The organism is Geomicrobium sp. JCM 19037 (genome assembly GCF_000698105.1).
GTDB lineage: Bacteria > Bacillota > Bacilli > Bacillales > Marinococcaceae > Geomicrobium_A.
The window spans coordinates 62,282-80,175 of sequence record NZ_BAWZ01000017.1; the positions used below are offsets into that span (position 1 = coordinate 62,282).

Annotated in this window: 18 protein-coding genes, 3 tRNA genes and 5 pseudogenes; 17 read left to right on the forward strand and 9 right to left on the reverse strand. The window is 43.3% G+C overall.

Translation table 11 applies throughout. The features are described 5' to 3' along the window. A pseudogene (locus tag JCM19037_RS11300) lies at positions 1 to 908 on the forward strand (deoxyribonuclease IV). Here the strand turns inward: JCM19037_RS11300 and JCM19037_RS11305 are convergent. Further along, positions 903 to 1,157 (reverse strand): DUF2624 family protein, encoded by a 255-nt coding sequence (locus JCM19037_RS11305; protein WP_042401123.1) that lies wholly within the window; start codon positions 1,155 to 1,157, stop codon positions 903 to 905. The pseudogene JCM19037_RS11300 and the gene JCM19037_RS11305 sit on opposite strands and share 6 nt — an antisense overlap. Before the next feature lie 256 nt (positions 1,158 to 1,413). On the opposite strand from JCM19037_RS11305, the gene JCM19037_RS11310 reads away from it, so the two are divergent. Then, positions 1,414 to 1,767 (forward strand): hypothetical protein, encoded by a 354-nt coding sequence (locus JCM19037_RS11310; RefSeq protein ID WP_042401125.1) that lies wholly within the window; start codon positions 1,414 to 1,416, stop codon positions 1,765 to 1,767. A 284-nt stretch (positions 1,768 to 2,051) separates the two neighbouring features. Then, positions 2,052 to 2,713: pseudogene (locus JCM19037_RS11315) on the forward strand (ATP-binding protein). Here JCM19037_RS11315 and JCM19037_RS11320 read toward each other — a convergent pair. Further along, complete coding sequence (locus tag JCM19037_RS11320; protein ID WP_042401128.1) at positions 2,689 to 4,242, reverse strand: Ppx/GppA family phosphatase; 1,554 nt, start codon at positions 4,240 to 4,242, stop codon at positions 2,689 to 2,691. The pseudogene JCM19037_RS11315 and the gene JCM19037_RS11320 overlap by 25 nt on opposite strands. 112 nt (positions 4,243 to 4,354) lie before the next feature. On the opposite strand from JCM19037_RS11320, the gene JCM19037_RS11325 reads away from it, so the two are divergent. The 3 genes from JCM19037_RS11325 to JCM19037_RS11335 are packed head-to-tail and all read left to right on the forward strand — an operon-like array spanning position 4,355 to position 6,396. After that, positions 4,355 to 5,116: a metal ABC transporter ATP-binding protein gene (locus JCM19037_RS11325; protein WP_042401130.1), complete on the forward strand. Its 762-nt coding sequence runs from the start codon at positions 4,355 to 4,357 to the stop codon at positions 5,114 to 5,116. Further along, positions 5,113 to 5,946, forward strand: coding sequence for a metal ABC transporter permease (locus tag JCM19037_RS11330; protein ID WP_042401134.1), 834 nt, complete (start codon positions 5,113 to 5,115; stop codon positions 5,944 to 5,946). Before JCM19037_RS11325 ends, JCM19037_RS11330 begins: the two co-directional genes overlap by 4 nt. 42 nt (positions 5,947 to 5,988) lie before the next feature. Beyond that, positions 5,989 to 6,396: a Fur family transcriptional regulator gene (locus JCM19037_RS11335; RefSeq protein WP_042401136.1), complete on the forward strand. Its 408-nt coding sequence runs from the start codon at positions 5,989 to 5,991 to the stop codon at positions 6,394 to 6,396. Positions 6,397 to 6,488: 92 nt separating this feature from the next. Here JCM19037_RS11335 and JCM19037_RS11340 read toward each other — a convergent pair whose 3' ends face one another. From JCM19037_RS11340 to JCM19037_RS11355, 5 genes are read right to left on the reverse strand one after another with little or no spacing between them, the layout of a single operon-like run. Continuing rightward, positions 6,489 to 7,127: a M20 family metallopeptidase gene (locus JCM19037_RS11340; protein ID WP_042401138.1), complete on the reverse strand. Its 639-nt coding sequence runs from the start codon at positions 7,125 to 7,127 to the stop codon at positions 6,489 to 6,491. After that, complete coding sequence (locus JCM19037_RS11345) at positions 7,082 to 7,627, reverse strand: M20 family metallopeptidase (RefSeq protein WP_052363817.1); 546 nt, start codon at positions 7,625 to 7,627, stop codon at positions 7,082 to 7,084. Before JCM19037_RS11345 ends, JCM19037_RS11340 begins: the two co-directional genes overlap by 46 nt. A 20-nt stretch (positions 7,628 to 7,647) precedes the next feature. Next, a complete protein-coding gene (locus JCM19037_RS28505) occupies positions 7,648 to 8,271 on the reverse strand; it encodes a hypothetical protein (RefSeq protein WP_255357897.1) in 624 nt (207 codons plus the stop codon). Further along, the gene (locus JCM19037_RS28510) at positions 8,259 to 9,152 is read right to left on the reverse strand and encodes a sodium:solute symporter (protein ID WP_255357898.1); all 894 of its coding nucleotides are present in this window, start codon (positions 9,150 to 9,152) and stop codon (positions 8,259 to 8,261) included. Before JCM19037_RS28510 ends, JCM19037_RS28505 begins: the two co-directional genes overlap by 13 nt. 15 nt (positions 9,153 to 9,167) lie before the next feature. Beyond that, positions 9,168 to 9,392, reverse strand: coding sequence for a DUF3311 domain-containing protein (locus JCM19037_RS11355; RefSeq protein ID WP_042401140.1), 225 nt, complete (start codon positions 9,390 to 9,392; stop codon positions 9,168 to 9,170). A 259-nt stretch (positions 9,393 to 9,651) separates the two neighbouring features. On the opposite strand from JCM19037_RS11355, the gene JCM19037_RS27230 reads away from it, so the two are divergent. Continuing rightward, entirely contained in the window at positions 9,652 to 9,861 is a 210-nt protein-coding gene (locus JCM19037_RS27230) for a hypothetical protein (RefSeq protein ID WP_052363818.1), read from the forward strand. A 29-nt stretch (positions 9,862 to 9,890) separates the two neighbouring features. Then, positions 9,891 to 10,055 carry a hypothetical protein gene (locus JCM19037_RS27235; RefSeq protein WP_238544676.1) on the forward strand — a complete coding sequence of 55 codons (165 nt, stop codon included), beginning with the start codon at positions 9,891 to 9,893 and terminating at the stop codon, positions 10,053 to 10,055. Positions 10,056 to 10,097: 42 nt separating this feature from the next. Here JCM19037_RS27235 and ispG read toward each other — a convergent pair. Together ispG and JCM19037_RS11370 are read right to left on the reverse strand one after the other, a co-directional pair. Beyond that, a pseudogene (ispG, locus tag JCM19037_RS11365) lies at positions 10,098 to 11,124 on the reverse strand (flavodoxin-dependent (E)-4-hydroxy-3-methylbut-2-enyl-diphosphate synthase). A gap of 156 nt (positions 11,125 to 11,280) precedes the next feature. After that, positions 11,281 to 11,730 (reverse strand): hypothetical protein, encoded by a 450-nt coding sequence (locus JCM19037_RS11370; RefSeq protein WP_052363819.1) that lies wholly within the window; start codon positions 11,728 to 11,730, stop codon positions 11,281 to 11,283. Positions 11,731 to 11,902: 172 nt separating this feature from the next. Here JCM19037_RS11370 and JCM19037_RS11375 point away from each other — a divergent pair, with 172 nt between their 5' ends. The 9 genes and pseudogenes from JCM19037_RS11375 to JCM19037_RS11415 all read left to right on the forward strand — a co-directional run. Then, entirely contained in the window at positions 11,903 to 12,799 is an 897-nt protein-coding gene (locus JCM19037_RS11375) for a DUF1002 domain-containing protein (protein WP_042401142.1), read from the forward strand. Between the two features lie 211 nt (positions 12,800 to 13,010). Continuing rightward, positions 13,011 to 13,664: an NfeD family protein gene (locus JCM19037_RS11380; protein WP_042401145.1), complete on the forward strand. Its 654-nt coding sequence runs from the start codon at positions 13,011 to 13,013 to the stop codon at positions 13,662 to 13,664. 178 nt (positions 13,665 to 13,842) lie between these two features. Next, positions 13,843 to 15,472: pseudogene (locus JCM19037_RS11385) on the forward strand (Na/Pi cotransporter family protein). A gap of 19 nt (positions 15,473 to 15,491) precedes the next feature. After that, complete coding sequence (locus JCM19037_RS11390) at positions 15,492 to 15,983, forward strand: DUF456 domain-containing protein (RefSeq protein WP_042401149.1); 492 nt, start codon at positions 15,492 to 15,494, stop codon at positions 15,981 to 15,983. A 65-nt stretch (positions 15,984 to 16,048) separates the two neighbouring features. Continuing rightward, positions 16,049 to 16,125 (forward strand) — tRNA-Met (locus JCM19037_RS11395). Between the two features lie 20 nt (positions 16,126 to 16,145). Next, positions 16,146 to 16,221: transfer RNA gene (locus JCM19037_RS11400), tRNA-His, on the forward strand. A gap of 8 nt (positions 16,222 to 16,229) precedes the next feature. Then, positions 16,230 to 16,306 (forward strand) — tRNA-Ile (locus JCM19037_RS11405). Between the two features lie 209 nt (positions 16,307 to 16,515). Further along, positions 16,516 to 17,127 carry a superoxide dismutase gene (locus JCM19037_RS11410; RefSeq protein ID WP_042401152.1) on the forward strand — a complete coding sequence of 204 codons (612 nt, stop codon included), beginning with the start codon at positions 16,516 to 16,518 and terminating at the stop codon, positions 17,125 to 17,127. A 255-nt stretch (positions 17,128 to 17,382) separates the two neighbouring features. Further along, a pseudogene (locus tag JCM19037_RS11415) lies at positions 17,383 to 17,894 on the forward strand (transposase family protein); the annotation flags it as partial.

A 17,894-nucleotide genomic window follows, 5' to 3' on the forward strand; every position in this document is an offset into this window, starting at 1 on the left:
ATGACGATCAACAAGATCGGTTCTCACGTATCGATGAGCGGTAAGAAAATGTTGCTTGCTTCAAGTGAGGAAGCGGCAGGGTACGGGGCAACGGCAATGATGATTTATACGGGTGCGCCACAGAATACGCGCAGAAAAGCGATTGAAGAGCTAAACATTGAAAACGGACAAGCACACATGAAAGAACATGGCATTAAAGAAGTTGTTGTGCATGCCCCGTATATTATAAACATCGGAAATTCTGTCAAGCCAGAAACGTATGACCTTGGCGTTCGTTTTTTGCGCTCTGAGATTGAACGAACAGAAGCGCTTGGCGGAAAACAAATTGTTCTACACCCAGGTGCTCATGTAGGAGAAGGTGCTGAGAAGGGGATTCAAAAGATTATCGAAGGGCTAAATGAAGTGATCCACCCCGATCAAAAAGTAAACATTGCTCTTGAAACGATGGCCGGAAAAGGATCGGAGTGTGGAAGAAGTTTTGAAGAGCTTGCACAGATTATCGATGGTGTGACCCATAACGATAAATTAACGATCTGTTTTGACACGTGCCATACCCATGATGCAGGCTATGATATTGTCAATAACTTCGATGGGGTCATGGAAGAGTTTGATCGTTTAATCGGACTGGACCGCCTTGCAGTTTTGCATGTGAATGATAGTAAAAATCCGCAAGCGCCAGAAAGGACCGACACGAGAATATCGGATTTGGTCACATTGGTTTTGATGCATTGAATCGGATTGTTCGTCATGAGGCTGTTAAGGACATACCAAAGATCCTTGAAACGCCTTATGTCGGTGAAGATAAGAAAAACAAAAAACCACCGTATCAGTATGAGCTTGCCATGTTTAGAGCGGGTAACTTCGAAGAGGATCTGAAAGAAAAGATACTAGCAGGTGTTCGACTATAGTTTATGGCTATACTGAGCATATAAATCGTAAAGCAGCATCGCGTGAGACTTCGATGTTGCTTTTTCGACCTTATCAATAAACGCATAGACAGACGCCTTGTTTTTTAAATTCACTTTCTCAGTTCTCGCCAAGTACAGAAGCTTATCGGCTTCTTCATACGTCAGTTGAACTCCTCTAGATGCCGCCATTGACTGGAGTTCTTGAGGTGACATGTTCTTCACGTACTGATTAATTAATCCCATCCACATTACGATCACATCCTTTAATACAACGTATGATGGACTAGGCTTGTCATGTGACTACTATTTAATTTCAAATGAATTGGAAATATTATCTATTCAATGAATTTAAGTTTCGGTATAATGAAATTAAAGTTTAGTATGTTGAAAATTGCCAACGATTCGGTTGATGTAAGGAGCGTGTGAGCATGAAAGATTTCGCACAGGTGAAGATGCTTATGATGAACAACGTGTATTCGAACAGTTAAGTAAGGAAATCCGGTTAATGATCCAGCAGGACGGTACCGTACAGTACAAGAATGAACATGCCAAAGAAGTGATGGATCAAACCCAACGATTTTTCGCTACTTTTTTAGGGTATGAATGGCGTAAGGCGATGGACTTTTTCAAGAAAATGTACGAAACGAAAGATTCCGAAGAGGTTGTCCTCACTCATTTTCTCGCTGGAAAAGAAATCCGTGTGTTTTATCGCGGAGCTTTTCAAGAAGATGCTTTCTATTTAATTGGTCAAGTTCAGTCTGCCACTGATGGAAAAAACCGTGAAGCGACAGGTCGCATGATGAAATCCCTTCCTTGTGGGTATGTTCGTGTCAATGAAAAGCTTACAATTGTTGAATGAATCGTCGATTTGAAAAGTTAGTATTTATGAGAAACACTTTTTTATTGCCGGAATTAAAGCTCTCGTCCCTGCAATTTGAGTCAGATTATGGCAGGACGATTTACGAGTGTGTAATGAATGCCATTTCGACAAAGCAGCTCAGTGTTAAACGCTTTGACGCTGGCAATGAAGTCCGAATCGCTGCGTATGCCACGTACTTACCGGCAGACGACGAGATTGTCGGGTTTATTTTTGATGAAAGTGCAGAACTGAAATATGAAAACTTGCTCGCTTACCGTCAACAGATGGAATCCGTTTCGCATTTGGCAGCTGGAGTAGCCCACGAGTTGAGAAACCCATTGTCTGTTATTCGAGGGTTTCTTCAATTGTCGGAACTGACGGATAGTTTTCACAAGTATAGCCATACGATCTTTTCAGAAGTAGACAGAATGAATGTCATTATTGAGAACTTTTTATCTATGTCTAGAAAGAAATTTGAGCGAAGGTTACAAAATCCGATGGGGGTCATTCGTTCTGTTGAAGACATTATTCGATCAGAGTGCTTGCTCCATGACGTTCAATTCTCATCAGAGCTCGTTGATACAGAGCGGAAGATTTTTATGAATGAAACGATGATTAAACAAGTCAGATTGAACTTGTTGCGGAATTCAGTTGAAGCGTATAAAGAAGATACGACGAACAAGTTGTTTACGTTAAAAACGGAGATGAAAGACAGCAGTTATGTAGTGACGGTTGGAGATAATGGGCAAGGAATTCCACCTGAGATTCTTAACAAACTCGGAGAGCCGTTACAACAACGAAAGAGAAAGGGACCGGAATCGGTATTTCTCTTTCCAAAAAATTAATCGAAGATCATGGAGGAACGTTCCGGATTGATAGTGAAGTGGGGGCAGGTACGATCGTAACCCTTTCGCTCCCGTTTCATGAGGATTCTTCAGTAGGCTGATGTTCAACGAACAGCATGCGATACTTCGTCTTTGTAGCTCGCTCGAGTTGCTTTAGAGATAACGTCGTATGCTGTTGTTCAAAGTAATAAGGTTCTCCTTTTTTTACGTGGAAAATGAATTGTGGATGCCGGCTTCGACCGGTATTTTTTAATTCTATTTTCTCAATGACATCTCTGCCGGTTACATATAGCGATGTAGCCATACGTAGTATGGCACCCATAACTTCAAGCTTACGAACCGTTCGCCCGTTTAGGATGCGTTTATACTGGATCGCCCTTTTTCTCAACCGTTTAACAGACGTGAATGAACTGAGCAAAGCCATGGATATGCGCTCTTGGTGGGAAAATCCATCCAATGACCGATTCGTTAACACGTTTAGCGTATGAGCGTGTGCATGTTCTTCGTCAATATATGTGCCGAGCTGTCGAAGTAATGAGCTAAAGTAGAGGAGCTCTTCCATGTTTTCTTGATCTTCTTCTTGTTCATTTGCATAAATGCAGTTGTACAATTCACGTGAAAGTGCATAAATGGCCTTGCCGTATTCGGTGGAGAGATTAAACTCCCTCATTAACTGAGTGATCGTCTCTTTCTTTACGTTCACGAAGCGGCGGGTTTGTCGATCACTCAGCAATGAATCATAAAGAAGCCCATCTCGAAGACCTTTGCGGCTAATGATAAGACGCTTTCCTTTTGTGTAATGCATGAGCTCAGAAATAAACAACCCAGCGGGTACGATTGAACTCGCACGATCTTCAGATAGCCCCGAAACTTCTCCTCGTTTAATACGCGGGATTTTCTTTAAATAGTGGTACGTATCCAGTAGCTGGGTGTCGTTCATTTCATATTGATGTAGACCGGACACAGGGTATTGGTGGCGACGGCGTTGAACCGCAGCGATTTGTCTGACGCTCCCGCCAATGCCAATAAGAGGAACGTTAAGGTTTTGTAACCATGGGATGGAAGCAAAGGCATCGTGTGCAAGCTTTTTTACACGCTTGATGGATGCAGGATCGTCACTCCAAAGTTTTGCAAGTGTGAGTGCACCAATCGAGAAGCTGTGCGAGTGGACGAGTTCACGGTCTTTAAAGTAAGCAACCTCAGTACTGCTGCCCCCCATATCAAAAATCAGCCCATCTTTTAATTGAATCGAGTTTACTGTAGCTAAATATCCGTAATATGCTTCTTCTTCACCGGTAATGACATTGATTTTTATAGCTGTCTTTTCATAGATGCTTTCTAATATTTCACTGCGATTTTGTGCTCTTCGGATGGCTGCTGTTGCGACTGCTTTTACGTCACTCACTTCGTGGGCGCGTAAAACGGCATTAAATTGAACAAATACTTGATCGAGAACGCGAATGCCTTCCGGTCGTAATACATCGTGTTCGTCTAAGTATTCGCTTAGCCTGGCAGCGATCTTAAAGTTGTACAGTGAACGGTATCTTCTTTGCTCATCAATGGCATAGATGACAAGGCGAATGGAATTAGACCCTACATCAACGACGGCCATTCGCTTTGTTTCATTCATGAATTACCCTCCGTTCATAAGCCGCATTTACAAGAAACGAAAATTACGCTATACTGTTTCATGTAAATCGTAATCATTCTGTTTTGAAACGTATTGTTTGGGGGAAAAGCTCATGTCGAGCATTATTGAAGTCAATAACTTAACTTATCAATATACTGACATCCCAGTGTTAGAAAATCTAAACCTTTCGATTGAACGTGGCTCGTTCCTTGGGCTAGTTGGACCGAACGGTTCCGGAAAATCTACATTAATCAAGTGTATACTGGGGCTCGCAAAACCGCAAGCTGGAACGCTCTCTATGTTCGGAAGTGAAATCAACAGATTTTCCGAATGGGGGAGAATTGGATATGTCTCGCAACGGGCGAATCGCTTTAATGCAGGATTTCCAGCAACTGTTTTTGAAGTTGTCTCCATGGGATTGTTCGGGCAAGTTGGCTTGTTTCGTTTTATTAAAAAGAAAGACCGAAACAAAGTGTACGATGCCTTGCAAACTGTAGGGATGGAGAATTTCGCTAAACAACCGATCGGTAAACTTTCTGGTGGACAGCAGCAAAGAGTACTTATTGCCAGGGCGCTTGTGAGTGAGCCGGAGTTGCTCATTCTCGATGAACCGACTGTAGGTATTGATGCTGTATCCGCACGGAAATTTTATGATTTACTCGGTCAGTTAAATCGAGAAAAAGGATTAACGCTCTTATTAGTAAGTCATGATGTCGGAACGATGACAAAATATGTGACGGATGTGGCTTGTTTGAACAAAACCATTCATTTTCACGGAACAGCCCATGACTTTGAGGCAGACAAAAACTTATCCACTTTATATGGTTATGATGTCCAACAAATTATTCATGAACACGAGGAAATCGCGAAATGATCGAAGTTTTTTTCCAATATGATTTTTTACAAAATGCTTTAATTGCAGGGATATTAATTGGGTTTATTGCGCCGATGCTCGGTGTTTTTCTCGTCGTTAAGCGTATGTCACTCGTTGCCGATGCGCTTTCACACATTACCCTTACAGGCATTGCCTTTCATTTGATGCTTGCCAATGTGTTTGCGGTATTAAGCGCGTATGATCCAATTTTTATGGGGATGGTTTTCGCTGTCATTGGTGCTTTAATTATTGAACAGCTTCGAAAGGTATATACCCATTTTAAAGAGATGGCGATTCCAATTATTCTTTCAGGCGGTGTTGGACTTGCGGTGATTTTTATTTCACTTGCAGATGGGTTTAACACTGATTTATACGCTTATCTGTTTGGAAGCGTAGCCGCTGTTGGTCAGGCAGATTTGAACACGATCATCATTATTACGATTATCGTTGTGACGTTGCTCATTCTCTTTTATAAAGAGTGGTTTTTTATCTCTTTTGACGAAGAGCAGGCGTCCATTTCAGGTATTCGGGGTCGATGGTTGGAGCTTTTGTTTGCTGTTCTTGTGGCGCTCGTCATTGCGGCAGCGATGCGCATTGTTGGTATTTTACTCGTATCTGCATTAATGACGTTGCCTGTTGCTGCTGCGATGCAGTGGGCGAGAAGCTTTAAACAAATGTTTTTCTACAGTATCGTTTTTGGTCAAATTGCTGTACTTACGGGTATTTTCCTCGGCTTTCACCTTGATTTAGCACCCGGCGGTGTGATTGTCGTTGCAGCAATTCTTTTGTTAGTGATAAGCTTTCTAAAAAACAAAATCCGACGTTTTTGATATAATAGACGTAACGAAGATGATAAACGATGGAGGTAAATGATGAACGTCTCAACTGCAATTTCCTCATTGAAATCTTCAGGGTACAAGTATACCGACAAGCGTAAAGACATTTTAGAGTTCTTTGATGCTAAAGATGGCTATATTCCAGCAAAACGAGTACTCGGGTATATGCAGGAACGTTATCCTGGACTTAGCTTTGACACCGTTTATCGAAACCTTTCCTTGTTTGCTCAACTAGGTATACTAGAAGCGAGTGAGTGGGAAGGGGAGAAACGCTTTCGTCTTAGCTGTGAGGGCGAACACCATCACCATATGATCTGCTTAGCGTGTGGAAAGACAAAGCATATTGAAGCGTGTCCATTGGAGCAAATGAAACTCTCGACTGATGATTTTAATGTAACGAGTCACAAGTTTGAGATCTTTGGATATTGCGGGGCATGTGGGTAACGAATTTACGTGGACAAGCGATAATAAAACCGACCTAGCGGGAATTGCTGGTCGGTTTTATTATTTAAATCATACGCTGTTCGACAAAGTTACTAAACTTGCATTAACGATGATAACACTTTGGTGCACGCCTCAATCTGTTCCACTTCAACATATTCATCGATGGCGTGCGCTTGCTCCAAATTACCAGGCCCAAATACAATTAAATCGCGCATACCCGTTTTCAGGCCAATCATCGAAACATCTGTATACGCTGGGAAGCCCGCTTCTTTCATTTGTGAGCCGAGCGTTTGTTCGTAAGCCGTTTGCAATCGTTCAATAACCTCTGCCTCTTTGTTTGATTCGATCGGAGGGCGCGCATACCCGTAATGCTCAGCGGAAAAGTCTGCGCCTACAACTTCGCACCCCTCAGATACAGATTGTTGGACGAGTTTGTCGGCTTCTTCTGCGCTCATAGGGGGCACGAGGCGAAAATCAAGCTCAAGACGAACAGAGCCAGCAACCATATTCGTTTTGTCACCCCCGTGAATCGTGCCAACCGATAATGAAGGTTTACCAAAAATATCATGATGATAAGAAAGTGCCTCGACATTCTTCTTTAGGCGAACTATGGTCTCTGCAGCGGCGTGGGCGGCATCAATACCTAACTGAGCATTTCCGCAATGAGAACTTTTTCCGAGGATGTTTATTTCGTACCATATCGTACCTTTATGAACAGTAGATAAGTGCAAGCTTGTTGGTTCTGTAGCAATGAGCTCGGCATCTTCTGGAATAAGCCTTCATCAATGAGTGCACAAGCGCCCTTCATAAACGGCCCTTCTTCATCGACGGTCGCAATCACGTATAGATCTCGTCTGTTCGCATGATTGGTGCCCTGTTTCAAAGCGGTCATTGCAGCGGCGAGACCACTCTTCATGTCACATGCTCCGCGCCCGTACAACTTCCCGTTAGCAATCTCACCAGCGAAAGGATCAAACGTCCATTTTCCTTCAACCGGTACGGTATCCATATGAGCTAAAATTACGAGAGGCCGTAACGATGGGTCCGATCCGGTACGCTTTGCAATGACATTTGTGCGTCCTTCCTCGACGCGTTGGACAGAAACATCAATATCTTCGATTTCACGTAGCCAACGTTCGACGTACGTTGCACAGTCTTTTTCAGAGCCGACAGGGTTTTCAGACGGAATTTGTACGAGTTTTTGTGTTAACAAAATTGCTTCATGAGTCATTGTTCGTGCCTCCTTAAGCATTACGCGCTTTTTGAATGAGGTGATGACGGAGTGTTGCCTTGCTCTTCGTCTTTAAAGTCAGACAATGCATTTTTAAAGCGTTCTACCGCTTCGATTGGACGAGGTTCGGTTAGAAGACTAACACCAATGAATAACACCGTATTTACCAAAAGACCATACATGGCGGCGCTAAACCCAAAAGGTAACAGCATAGGCGTGAATTGAAGTAGCACAGTAATAAAGATACCGCCAACTAAACCAGCGATTGCGCCTTTAGCATTGGAACGTTGCCAGAATAGGGCACCGATTGTTGGAACGATTAATTGCGCCGTACCTCCAAAAGCAACGAGTCCAACAGTTACAAGCAAGCCAGGTGCGGTTAAAGCGAGGACGTAAGCGATCGCCGAGAATATAACTAAAAAGTAACGACCGACTTGGATTAACTGCTTCTGAGATGCGTTCGGGTTTTTGTAACGCTGATAAAAATCCTTCGTCATAACTGTAGATACTGCGTGAATTTGACTGTTCGCTGTACTCATCGCAGCTGAAGCCCCGGCAGCTAAAACAAGGGCTGCAATAATAAACGGTGCATACTCCATCAGCATAAGGGGTAAGATTTGATCAGCATTTTCTACACCAGGCATTTCAAGTACAGCCGTCCAGCTAACGAGAAGGGAGCTACGTAACAAAACGCAATAATTGATAAAAGAAATGGCATGAGATTGAAGATTCGTCCATCTTTCACCGAATACATTCGTAACCAAAGTTGCGGGCCCATAAGCGCACCGATTGCGGTGATAAAGCACAAGCTTACCCACATCCCATATCCGGCATCGCCGTCGGGTCCAGGAAGAACCATATGCTCAGGATGAAACTGTTGCATTTGTTCAAACATGGCGATCGGTCCACCAACAATTTGCGACAGATAAACGCCAGCATACAACAAACCAAATAACAAAATACCGCCGTAAATAATATCGGTCCAAGCGATGGCTCGAATACCGCCCACCCATACGTAGATAAGAATAACAACATAAAACATTAAAGCAGCCATCCAGAAGGGGATGAGTCCACCTGAAGCAACTTCTATCAAGTAGGCGCCACCCGTTAATTGAATTTGTAAGTAAGGAATCGTAAATATGACGACGATCGCGCCGACGATTAAACGAACCTTTTCACTCTGAAAGAAATCGCCAAGCAAATCTGAAGGAGTCACATAATCAAACCGTTTTCCTAAGTACCAGATTCGTTTACCGACGACAAAATAAAGAACGCCAAACAATATATTCCAAGCAACAGCTGTTAAATATACAGGTCCTTCGGTATAAAAAGAAGCGTTCGAACCGAGGAAAGCGAATGCACTCCACCAAGTTGCAGATACGGTGAAGAATGTTGCGACCGACCCCATCCCTCTACCTTGAATAAAATAATCGTTGCTAGATGATTGCGCTCGTGTTGCGGCAATCACACCAACAATTAAAGGAATGACCATAAAAAGAACAATGATAACAACACCAGCAATCATACGTTCACCTCATTATTATTCGTTAGATGCCGTTCGTTTGTATCCCCAATTTAATTTATAAGCAATAAATAAAAAGATTGTTAAAAATGCCCACCAGGAAAAAATCCAAAAGATGAGAAACGGGATTCCGAAAATCATCGGTTCTACTCGATTTACTAAGAGAAGTAGCGGGCTTTGCAGCATGGCAAGTCCAACAATTACAACAAAAAATAACCAAAACCGTTGCCGAGGCATTTTCATAAAAGCGCCGTCCTTTCCTTTCGAAATGAATGATTGACTATAACTATAGCAAATATTCAGTAATTATTATTTGGACATAATGTTGCATCTTTTATTTGAAGCACATACAAAGTGTACATCGGCACGTGAACCATGTAAGGAAAATTCACATGAATAGGAGGGAGGCATAAAACACTTTTTCCATCATTTAACGGGATAGCTTTAGCGTGAGTGCACATAATAGAAATGCCCGCTCACGCCGGGTAAGGAGGGAATGTAGGTGGCAGATGATGAAAAACACAGTCGACGTCTTGAAGAAAGACGTGAAATGACTGATCCACTCATCGATAACTACAACCAAGGATATATGGAAGAAACCTCCGCGGAAGTCAGCTCGCCTGATCTCGATTACCGTATGGACCGGAGCGGTCCAGGTGATTATGAAGCTGATTACGACACAGTGATGAGGAAACGAGTGATAGCTCTTTAGGAGCAGGTCTTGGTACAGCAGCGATTATTATGTCGATTGTATCGCTCTTTTTTCTTCCCGTCATTCTGGGTGCAGCAGGGGTTGTAACAGGCTTCTTTGCACGCCAAAAAGGCGCTGTCGGACTCGGCTGGTCGGCAATTGGGATTGGTGCACTCTCAATTCTAATGACTTTCTTATTCGCACCGATGATGTAAAACAAAACCCTCCCGAAATGGGAGGGTTTTGTTTTACGATTATTACGTTGTAGATGCAGCTTCTTGTTTTTGTTTTTCGTAATGCTCTTCGGCAAGTTTGTCGACTTCTTTTTTCAGTTCATCAACCATGATCTCTTCAGGTACTTTGCGGATAATTTCTCCGTGTCTAAAGAGTAACCCTTCGCCTTTCGCACCAGCAATGCCGATATCTGCTTCACGTGCTTCTCCTGGACCATTAACGGCGCAACCGAGAACAGCAACTTTAATCGGCGCTTTAATGGTGGAGATATATCTTCAACTTCATTGGCGATACTAATGAGGTCAATCTCAATTCTTCCGCAAGTCGGGCAAGAAATGAGTGTTGCCGCGTTTGATGCTAAACCAAATGACTTGAGTAGCTCTCGAGCGACTTTTACTTCTTCAACAGGGTCTGCACTTAATGAAATTCGAACCGTATTTCCGATGCCCATGTTTAAAATAGTTCCAAGGCCTGCCGCACTTTTAATTGTGCCGGCAAAAAGTGTCCCTGATTCAGTAATGCCGAGGTGCAACGGTAGTCAAATGCTTGCGCTGCTTTCTCGTATGCTTCGATCGCTAGGTCAACATTGGATGCTTTCATTGACACGATGATGTCATGAAAATCGAGCTCTTCGAGAATTGAAATGTGGTGAAGGGCACTTTCGACCATCGCATCAGCGGTTGGATACCCGTATTTTTCTAATAGATGACGTTCCAATGATCCTGCATTTACACCGATACGAATTGGAATGTTTTTTTCTTTAGCTGCTTTGACGACAAGTTCAACTTTATCCCGTTTTCCGATGTTCCCTGGGTTAATCCGGATCTTATCTGCACCAGCTTCAATGGCTTTTAGTGCGAGACGATAATCAAAGTGAATATCAACAACGAGTGGAATGTTTATTCTGGATTTAATTTCTGCCAATGCATCGGCAGCTCTTTGGTCCGGACAAGCGACGCGAACGACTTGGCAGCCCGCTTCTTCAAGACGGTGAATTTCTGCAACCGTTGCCTCCACATCGTGCGTTTTCGTTGTAGTCATGCTTTGGATAACGACTTCATCATTACCACCGATCACAAGGTTGCCTACTTTAACTTTTCTCGTATTCGTTCGATGGGTTAGTTTACTCATAATCTATTCGCCCCTTTAGACGCATTTCTTGACGGGTGCTGAGTGCATCCATCATCATACTCACAAAAAGGAAGCTCATACGCTAGAAGCAAATGAACTTCTCACTTGTTCCATTGTAGCAATGGGGAGTTCACATTGGCAAGGAAAGTCGACCAGTCTTAACAATACGTACATATTAGTTTCATAGATTGGAAATGTGTACACATCTCCAGCCCGAATTTCATCAGAAAGGATGCCATCATTTAAGTACTCAAAATCAGACTTTACATGGTCAACATGTTCATCGTATCCATCTTCGTGCAACTGTTCAATGATGGTAAGTAGCGATTGTCCAGGCTCCACTTCGATTGCGACAGTATCATCATAAAAGACGTCTTCATCAAGATCTTCGGCTTCCTCGTCATCCACTTGTTCTTGAACGGTTGTTTCCTCAGAACCGACAACCGGTAAACTTCCCCTTGAGAGGTCATAATACACAGCAACAATAATCGCTAAGATCGCAAGGATCCATATCCACTTTTTCATTCCGTTGTAACCTCCCGATTCTAAAAACGACTGTTATTACATAAGTTTATGCATGTCCTGTGAAAAAATGCTGGGAAATTAACAAAAAGCGTAGATTTTCTTTAATTTTCACAACGTTTGTGGTAACAATCAAGATAAAGTTTTTCAGGAGAGAGAAGGGGGAGTTTTCTTCATGAGAAAAACCAATCGATTTGGATTAGCGGTGATGCTCGTTAGTGCGGGTCTATTTGCACCGCTAACAGCGAATGCGGATGCAGGTCCTGGAGACGTCATCGTCACGTTAGGGGAAGATTTGAGTCCCGCACAGAGAGAGAGTCTTCTTTCAGAGATGGGCACCGATGAAAGTGCGAATATTATAGAAGTCTCTAACGCCGAAGAGCATGAATATCTAGGCGACTATATTCCAGCGGGACAAATTGGAAGCAACGCCTTGTCATCGGCAAAGATTACGATTGGTGAACCGGGCTCTGGTGTTGATGTAGAATCGAATAATATTACGTGGGTGGCTGAAGGGATGTATGCGAATGCCCTCGTCACTGCAGGTGTGGAAGACGCTGATATTTATGTGACTGCGCCTTCACCTATTTCAGGAACGGGTGCGTTGACGGGTATACTAAAAGCGTATGATGCAGAAGCAGAAGGTCTATCCGAAGAAAGAATGCAAGTAGCGAATCAAGAAATGGTCGAAACCGGCAATCTCGGGGACCGAATTGGCATTGAGGAAGCAACCGAGCTTGTGACACAAATAAAAGAAACGATTGCGGAAGAGAATGTCGAGAATGAAGACGATTTGCGTGCACTCATTCAGAGAATCGCATCAGACTTAGGGATTGAATTAACCGAAGAAGAGCTTGACGGTCTCGTGTCTTTATTTTTAAGAATGCAAGACTTAGATATTGATTGGAATCAACTTGGGGATCAAGTCAATCAAATTCGTGACAATATTGGCGATTGGCTAGAACAAGAAGAAACGCAAAACTTTTTACAATCGGTTATGGATTTCTTTAGTGAACTTATCGACACCGTCGCTGGATGGTTCGGTGGAGGAGAATCAGAGTCGGGATCATAATGGTTCGTGCAACACGAATAGGCGGGGCGTACCGTAGCTTTTAAACGGTGGGCTTCGCCTATTTATGTCTAATGAATGTTCACAATTCCTCATCTTCGTTTAAACGTTCATTCTTTATGGAAATCTGTTATACTAGGGGCAGATGCGAAACCGCTCAAGCATCTGTACGTAGTAGAAGTAGACGCTTTACGAACAGGAGGGATGTACAGCTATGGCCTGGTTAGATATTAGTATGATTGGTTTCATTGTGGTGCTTCTTGCAACCATGTTATTAATTGGCGAGTTGTTGGTCAAATCACGAGGAATCTTTGGAATTGTCGGGGTTGTGCTTATTACGTTGTACTTTACTCATCACCTAGATAGTGTTACGAACATTTGGGTCGTTGTAACGTATGCCTTAGGTTTAACACTAATTCTCATTGATGGAAAAGTGTTTGGTGATGGCCTTGTATCTGCACTCGGTGTCATTCTTATGATTGTTGGTCTTGCGATTCCAGCACCTGACCTCGTGTACGCCATTCTTGTCGGAATTGCTGTACTCGCTGGTGGAGCCGCTTCATTTTTGTTTATGAAAGTATTTCCTAGAAGAGATCTATGGACAAAAATGACGCTTAAAGATACGCTTTCCAGTGAAGAAGGATACAACTCGATGAACGATAGCTATCGTGACTTGGTTGGTGAACATGGCGATGCAATCACTGATTTTAGACCAACTGGAACAATTGAAATTGACGGGAAACCATACTCTGCAACAACAGGTGCAGGCTGGATTAAGGCTGGTACACATGTGCGTGTGAAGTCCGTCGACGGCACACGAATTCTTGTCGAAGAAGTAAAAGAAACGAAAAAGGCGAATGATGAATAATCCATTCGCCTTTTTCGTTTGCGTACAACTGGATAGGAACCGAGTGACTGGAGAACCTAACGTTTGCAATGAAAAAATTATCTCAAAAAATCTTTACATAATCTTTACAAACATTTGATGTTCCTTTAATAATTAACAAGTATGATCTTGTATGGGAACGAAAACAGCAATTGAAGGGATGAGGGGTTTGGAAGTCAGAGATCTCCTGTTTCTATTTCTCGGAGGTATAGGAATTTTCTTGTTTGGTATGAAGTTTATGAGCGATGGTCTTACAAAGATCGCAGGGGATCGGTTGCGAGACTTGCTTGATCGCTTTACTTCAAATCCATTTAAAGGAGTACTTGTCGGTATTGTCGTAACCGTGTTGCTTCAATCAAGTACAGCAACGATCGTCCTGACCGTCGGACTTGTTAATGCGGGTTTTATGACGTTAACACAAGCGATCGGTGTCATTATGGGAGCGAATGTAGGAACGACGACAACCGCTTTTATTATCGGTATTAATATTACAGATTACGCATTGCCTATTATGTTCATAGGAACATTCTTTATCTTTTTCTTTAAGAGCAAAAAGCTCAATAACATCGGACAAGTTGTCTTCGGTTTTGGTGCTCTTTTCCTCGGTTTGGAGTTAATGGGGGATGGCGTTGAGCATTGAAAGATAATGCGTTTTTTGCTGAGCTTACGCTAAGCATGAGTGATAATCCAATTCTTGGGGTTATTGTCGGAACGGTGTTTACAGCCATCATCCAAAGCTCAACAGCGGCGATCGGTTTGCTGCAAAGCTTTTATGATTCAGGGGCAATGAGCTAAATGCGGCATTGCCAGTATTATTCGGCGATAACATTGGAACGACGATTACAGCTGTTATCGCATCAATCGGCGCAAGCGTGGCGGCGAAGCGAACAGCGCTCAGCCATGTGATCTTTAACTTAATTGGTGCAACGGTTGTTCTCATATTGCTACAACCATTTACGGCATTGATTGAATGGTTTGAAGCGACGTTGGACTTATCTGCGCCAATGACGATTGCTTTTGCTCATGGAACGTATAACGTGACAAATTTGCTTATGCAAGTCGCATTTATTGGGTTGCTAGCCACCGTTGTTACGAAGCTCATTCCAGGCAAGAATGAAGAGATTGAATATAAAGCGAAGCATCTTGACCCGACCTTTATCCAACGAGCACCATCGATTGCGCTTGGTCAAGCGAGAGAAGAAACGTTGCGAATGGCGAACTTTGCTGAATCAGGTTTGGATGAAGTATTCGAGTATTTGCATACGAACAATCGCAAAAATGCGGAGCGAACGATACGTTATGAAGAAGCAATTAACAATCTAGACAAGACGATTACAGAGTACCTCATGCAGATTTCCAATCGTTCATTATCTACGGAAGACTCCTTTACGCATACGATGCTTCTGGATACGGTTCGAGATATTGAGCGCATCGGTGACCATATGGAAAACATTATGGAATTGGTTGATTATCAGATTAAAAATAAAGTATCATTATCTGATGAAGCGAAACACGATCTGGATGAAATGTTTGATTTAACGAGACGAACGTTGCAAGATGCGATTTATGCTATGGAACATCATGATATTGATGCTGCGAAAGCGACTGAAAAGCAAGAAGATGAAATCGATAAGATGGAACGTAAGATGAGAAAGAAACACATTTTACGAATGAATGAAGGTCGTTGTTCAGGATCAGCAGGAATTGTGTTTGTCGATATTGTGAGTAACTTAGAACGTATCGGCGACCATTCCGTAAATATCGCAGAAGCCGTTTTAAACGAAAAATAATCTTAGAGGAGTGAGTGGCATGGATATTTTATGGATTGCGCTTGCGGTTATTATGTTTGCATTGGCGATAATAGGAGTCGTCTATCCAATTATCCCAAGCGCCCCAGCGTATATCTTGTCGCTCATTTTTCTTGCTCTTTACACAGGGTTTGACACGTTTAACACCTTTTATTGGGTTGCCCAAGGCATTCTCGTCGTGTTCATGTTCGTCATTGATTTTTTGACGAGTTATTTTGGGGTGACAAAGATTGGTGGATCAAAAGCAGCGGTTTGGGGGAGTATGATCGGGTTAATCGTTGGTCCGTTTATCATTCCTCTCCCTCTTTTTAACTTATTGATTGGCGCATTTGTTGGAGCGGTACTCGGTGAACTTATAGCTGGAGGCTCTAGTTTAAAGAAACTTTCAAAAGTCGGCCTCGGCTCTCTTCTCGGATTCATCGCGGGTGTGCTCGGGAAGTTTGTGCTCATCTTTATCGGTGTTGCACTCGTTGCCGTTGGCTGGATTTGGTAGTTTTCCAATGAAAACTATTGCAGACATTTAGTTTCTATGATATATTATCAAATGTCCTTAACAATGGCGGTGTAGCTCAGCTGGCTAGAGCGTACGGTTCATACCCGTGAGGTCGGGGGTTCGATCCCCTCCGCCGCTACCAATTACATAATAGTTCTTATGGCGGCTGTGGCGAAGTGGTTAACGCACCGGATTGTGGTTCCGGCATTCGTGAGTTCGATTCTCATCAGCCGCCCCATTGACTGAGGACCCTTAGCTCAGTTGGTTAGAGCAGACGGCTCATAACCGTCCGGTCGTAGGTTCGAGTCCTACAGGGTCCACCATTCATTCAATGAATCCCCTCGCTAAAATGCGAGTTTTTTTCATTTCAAATGTTTACTGTTGTGAAAAGCAGGGTACGGATGAGTATAGGCAAAGCCTATTCCCTTGCTAAATAAAGTCTGCTTTGCTACTGTAAAAATGAAGCAAGTTGGCAGCATGGATGTCAGCGGCTTTTAACAAAACGAGAAATCAACCTAGGAGGCGTTTTATTATGACAAACTATCAACTTCCTGATCTTCCGTATGCGGCGAATGCATTGGAGCCCCACATCGATGAGACGACGATGAACATTCACCACGGGAAGCATCACAATACGTATGTGACGAAGCTTAACGATGCTCTTAAAGGCCACGAGCAACTTGCGAGCCAAACGGTTGAAGATCTTGTAACGAACTTAGAAAAAGTTCCAGAAGATATTCGTACAGCTGTCCGTAATAACGGTGGCGGTCATGCGAACCACACGCTCTTCTGGACAATTTTAAGCCCAGAAGGTGGCGGAAAGCCAGCGGGTGAACTTCTATCTGCTATTGAAAACAAATGGGGAACGTTTGATGCATTCCAAGAAGAATTTACGAATACTGCGCTAGGTCGCTTCGGTGCAGGCTGGGCTTGGCTCGTTGTAAATAACGGTAACCTAGAAATTCAAAACACGCTTAACCAAGACTCTCCACTTACAGAAGGAAAGATTCCTGTTCTTGGTATTGACGTTTGGGAGCATGCGTATTACTTGAAATACCAAAACCGCCGTCCAGATTATGTTGCGGCATTCTGGAACGTCGTTAATTGGCCAGAAGTTGCGCGTCGTTATAAAGAAGCACTATAATCGAGTGCTTTACGCTATCAAGACTGAAGGGTTTACTTCAGGTCTTTTTTGATCTTAAAAATCGGCTCTACACTAAATGTTGGGGTGGAAAAACAACCGAGGCAAAATAAAATACGCAGGCTCCTTTGTCCTCTATACTTGAATTTGCGGAAACAAGTTATAGACAAGGAGCTGCGTATCCATGCATTTTATCACATCATGCCCGGGACTGGAAACGATGACGGTCACCGACGCTCAAATTATCGAAGACACGTGCACTTGCACGTGGAAATGGAACGCAAGAAACATCGTTACCCAGCGTGCGGGGAGAAGACGAACAAAGTTCATGTTTACCGACTGCAGAAAATCCAACATTTGAAACTTTTTGAGCGCAATACCTTACTGTGGTACCGGAAATGGCGGTATGTGTGTACCTGTGGCAAGCGGATTCCGGAAGCGTGCCCAGTGGTGGAGCACGATCAGCGCCACAGCGTGGAGTACATCCAAGCTTTGGGGCTGCGCGTCATACAAGGCAAGAACTTTAAAGACACCGCAAAACAGCTGTTCACCTCTCCAACAACGGCAATGCGACGTTTTGGTCAGCTCGCTCCACGGATGCTGGAAGAAGTGGTGGCGTTGCCAGAAGTGATCGCCATTGATGAGTACAAAGGTGACACGAATGGCGAACGTTTTCAAGTCTGATTGCCAATGGAGAGACCGGTGTGCCTCTGGATATTCTGCCGAATCGAAAAGCCAAGACCCTTAAGCGCTATCTTCAGGAAAAAGGC

Coding starts and splice junctions, on each gene's coding strand:
- JCM19037_RS11305 (WP_042401123.1), bottom strand. CDS start 1,157: ATGTGGATGGGATTAATTAATCAGTACGTGAAGAACATGTCACCTCAA.
- JCM19037_RS11310 (WP_042401125.1), top strand. CDS start 1,414: ATGATCCAGCAGGACGGTACCGTACAGTACAAGAATGAACATGCCAAA.
- JCM19037_RS11320 (WP_042401128.1), bottom strand. CDS start 4,242: ATGAATGAAACAAAGCGAATGGCCGTCGTTGATGTAGGGTCTAATTCC.
- JCM19037_RS11325 (WP_042401130.1), top strand. CDS start 4,355: ATGTCGAGCATTATTGAAGTCAATAACTTAACTTATCAATATACTGAC.
- JCM19037_RS11330 (WP_042401134.1), top strand. CDS start 5,113: ATGATCGAAGTTTTTTTCCAATATGATTTTTTACAAAATGCTTTAATT.
- JCM19037_RS11335 (WP_042401136.1), top strand. CDS start 5,989: ATGAACGTCTCAACTGCAATTTCCTCATTGAAATCTTCAGGGTACAAG.
- JCM19037_RS11345 (WP_052363817.1), bottom strand. CDS start 7,627: ATGACTCATGAAGCAATTTTGTTAACACAAAAACTCGTACAAATTCCG.
- JCM19037_RS28505 (WP_255357897.1), bottom strand. CDS start 8,271: ATGCCTGGTGTAGAAAATGCTGATCAAATCTTACCCCTTATGCTGATG.
- JCM19037_RS28510 (WP_255357898.1), bottom strand. CDS start 9,152: ATGATTGCTGGTGTTGTTATCATTGTTCTTTTTATGGTCATTCCTTTA.
- JCM19037_RS11355 (WP_042401140.1), bottom strand. CDS start 9,392: ATGAAAATGCCTCGGCAACGGTTTTGGTTATTTTTTGTTGTAATTGTT.
- JCM19037_RS27235 (WP_238544676.1), top strand. CDS start 9,891: ATGTCGATTGTATCGCTCTTTTTTCTTCCCGTCATTCTGGGTGCAGCA.
- JCM19037_RS11370 (WP_052363819.1), bottom strand. CDS start 11,730: ATGAAAAAGTGGATATGGATCCTTGCGATCTTAGCGATTATTGTTGCT.
- JCM19037_RS11375 (WP_042401142.1), top strand. CDS start 11,903: ATGAGAAAAACCAATCGATTTGGATTAGCGGTGATGCTCGTTAGTGCG.
- JCM19037_RS11380 (WP_042401145.1), top strand. CDS start 13,011: ATGGCCTGGTTAGATATTAGTATGATTGGTTTCATTGTGGTGCTTCTT.
- JCM19037_RS11390 (WP_042401149.1), top strand. CDS start 15,492: ATGGATATTTTATGGATTGCGCTTGCGGTTATTATGTTTGCATTGGCG.
- JCM19037_RS11410 (WP_042401152.1), top strand. CDS start 16,516: ATGACAAACTATCAACTTCCTGATCTTCCGTATGCGGCGAATGCATTG.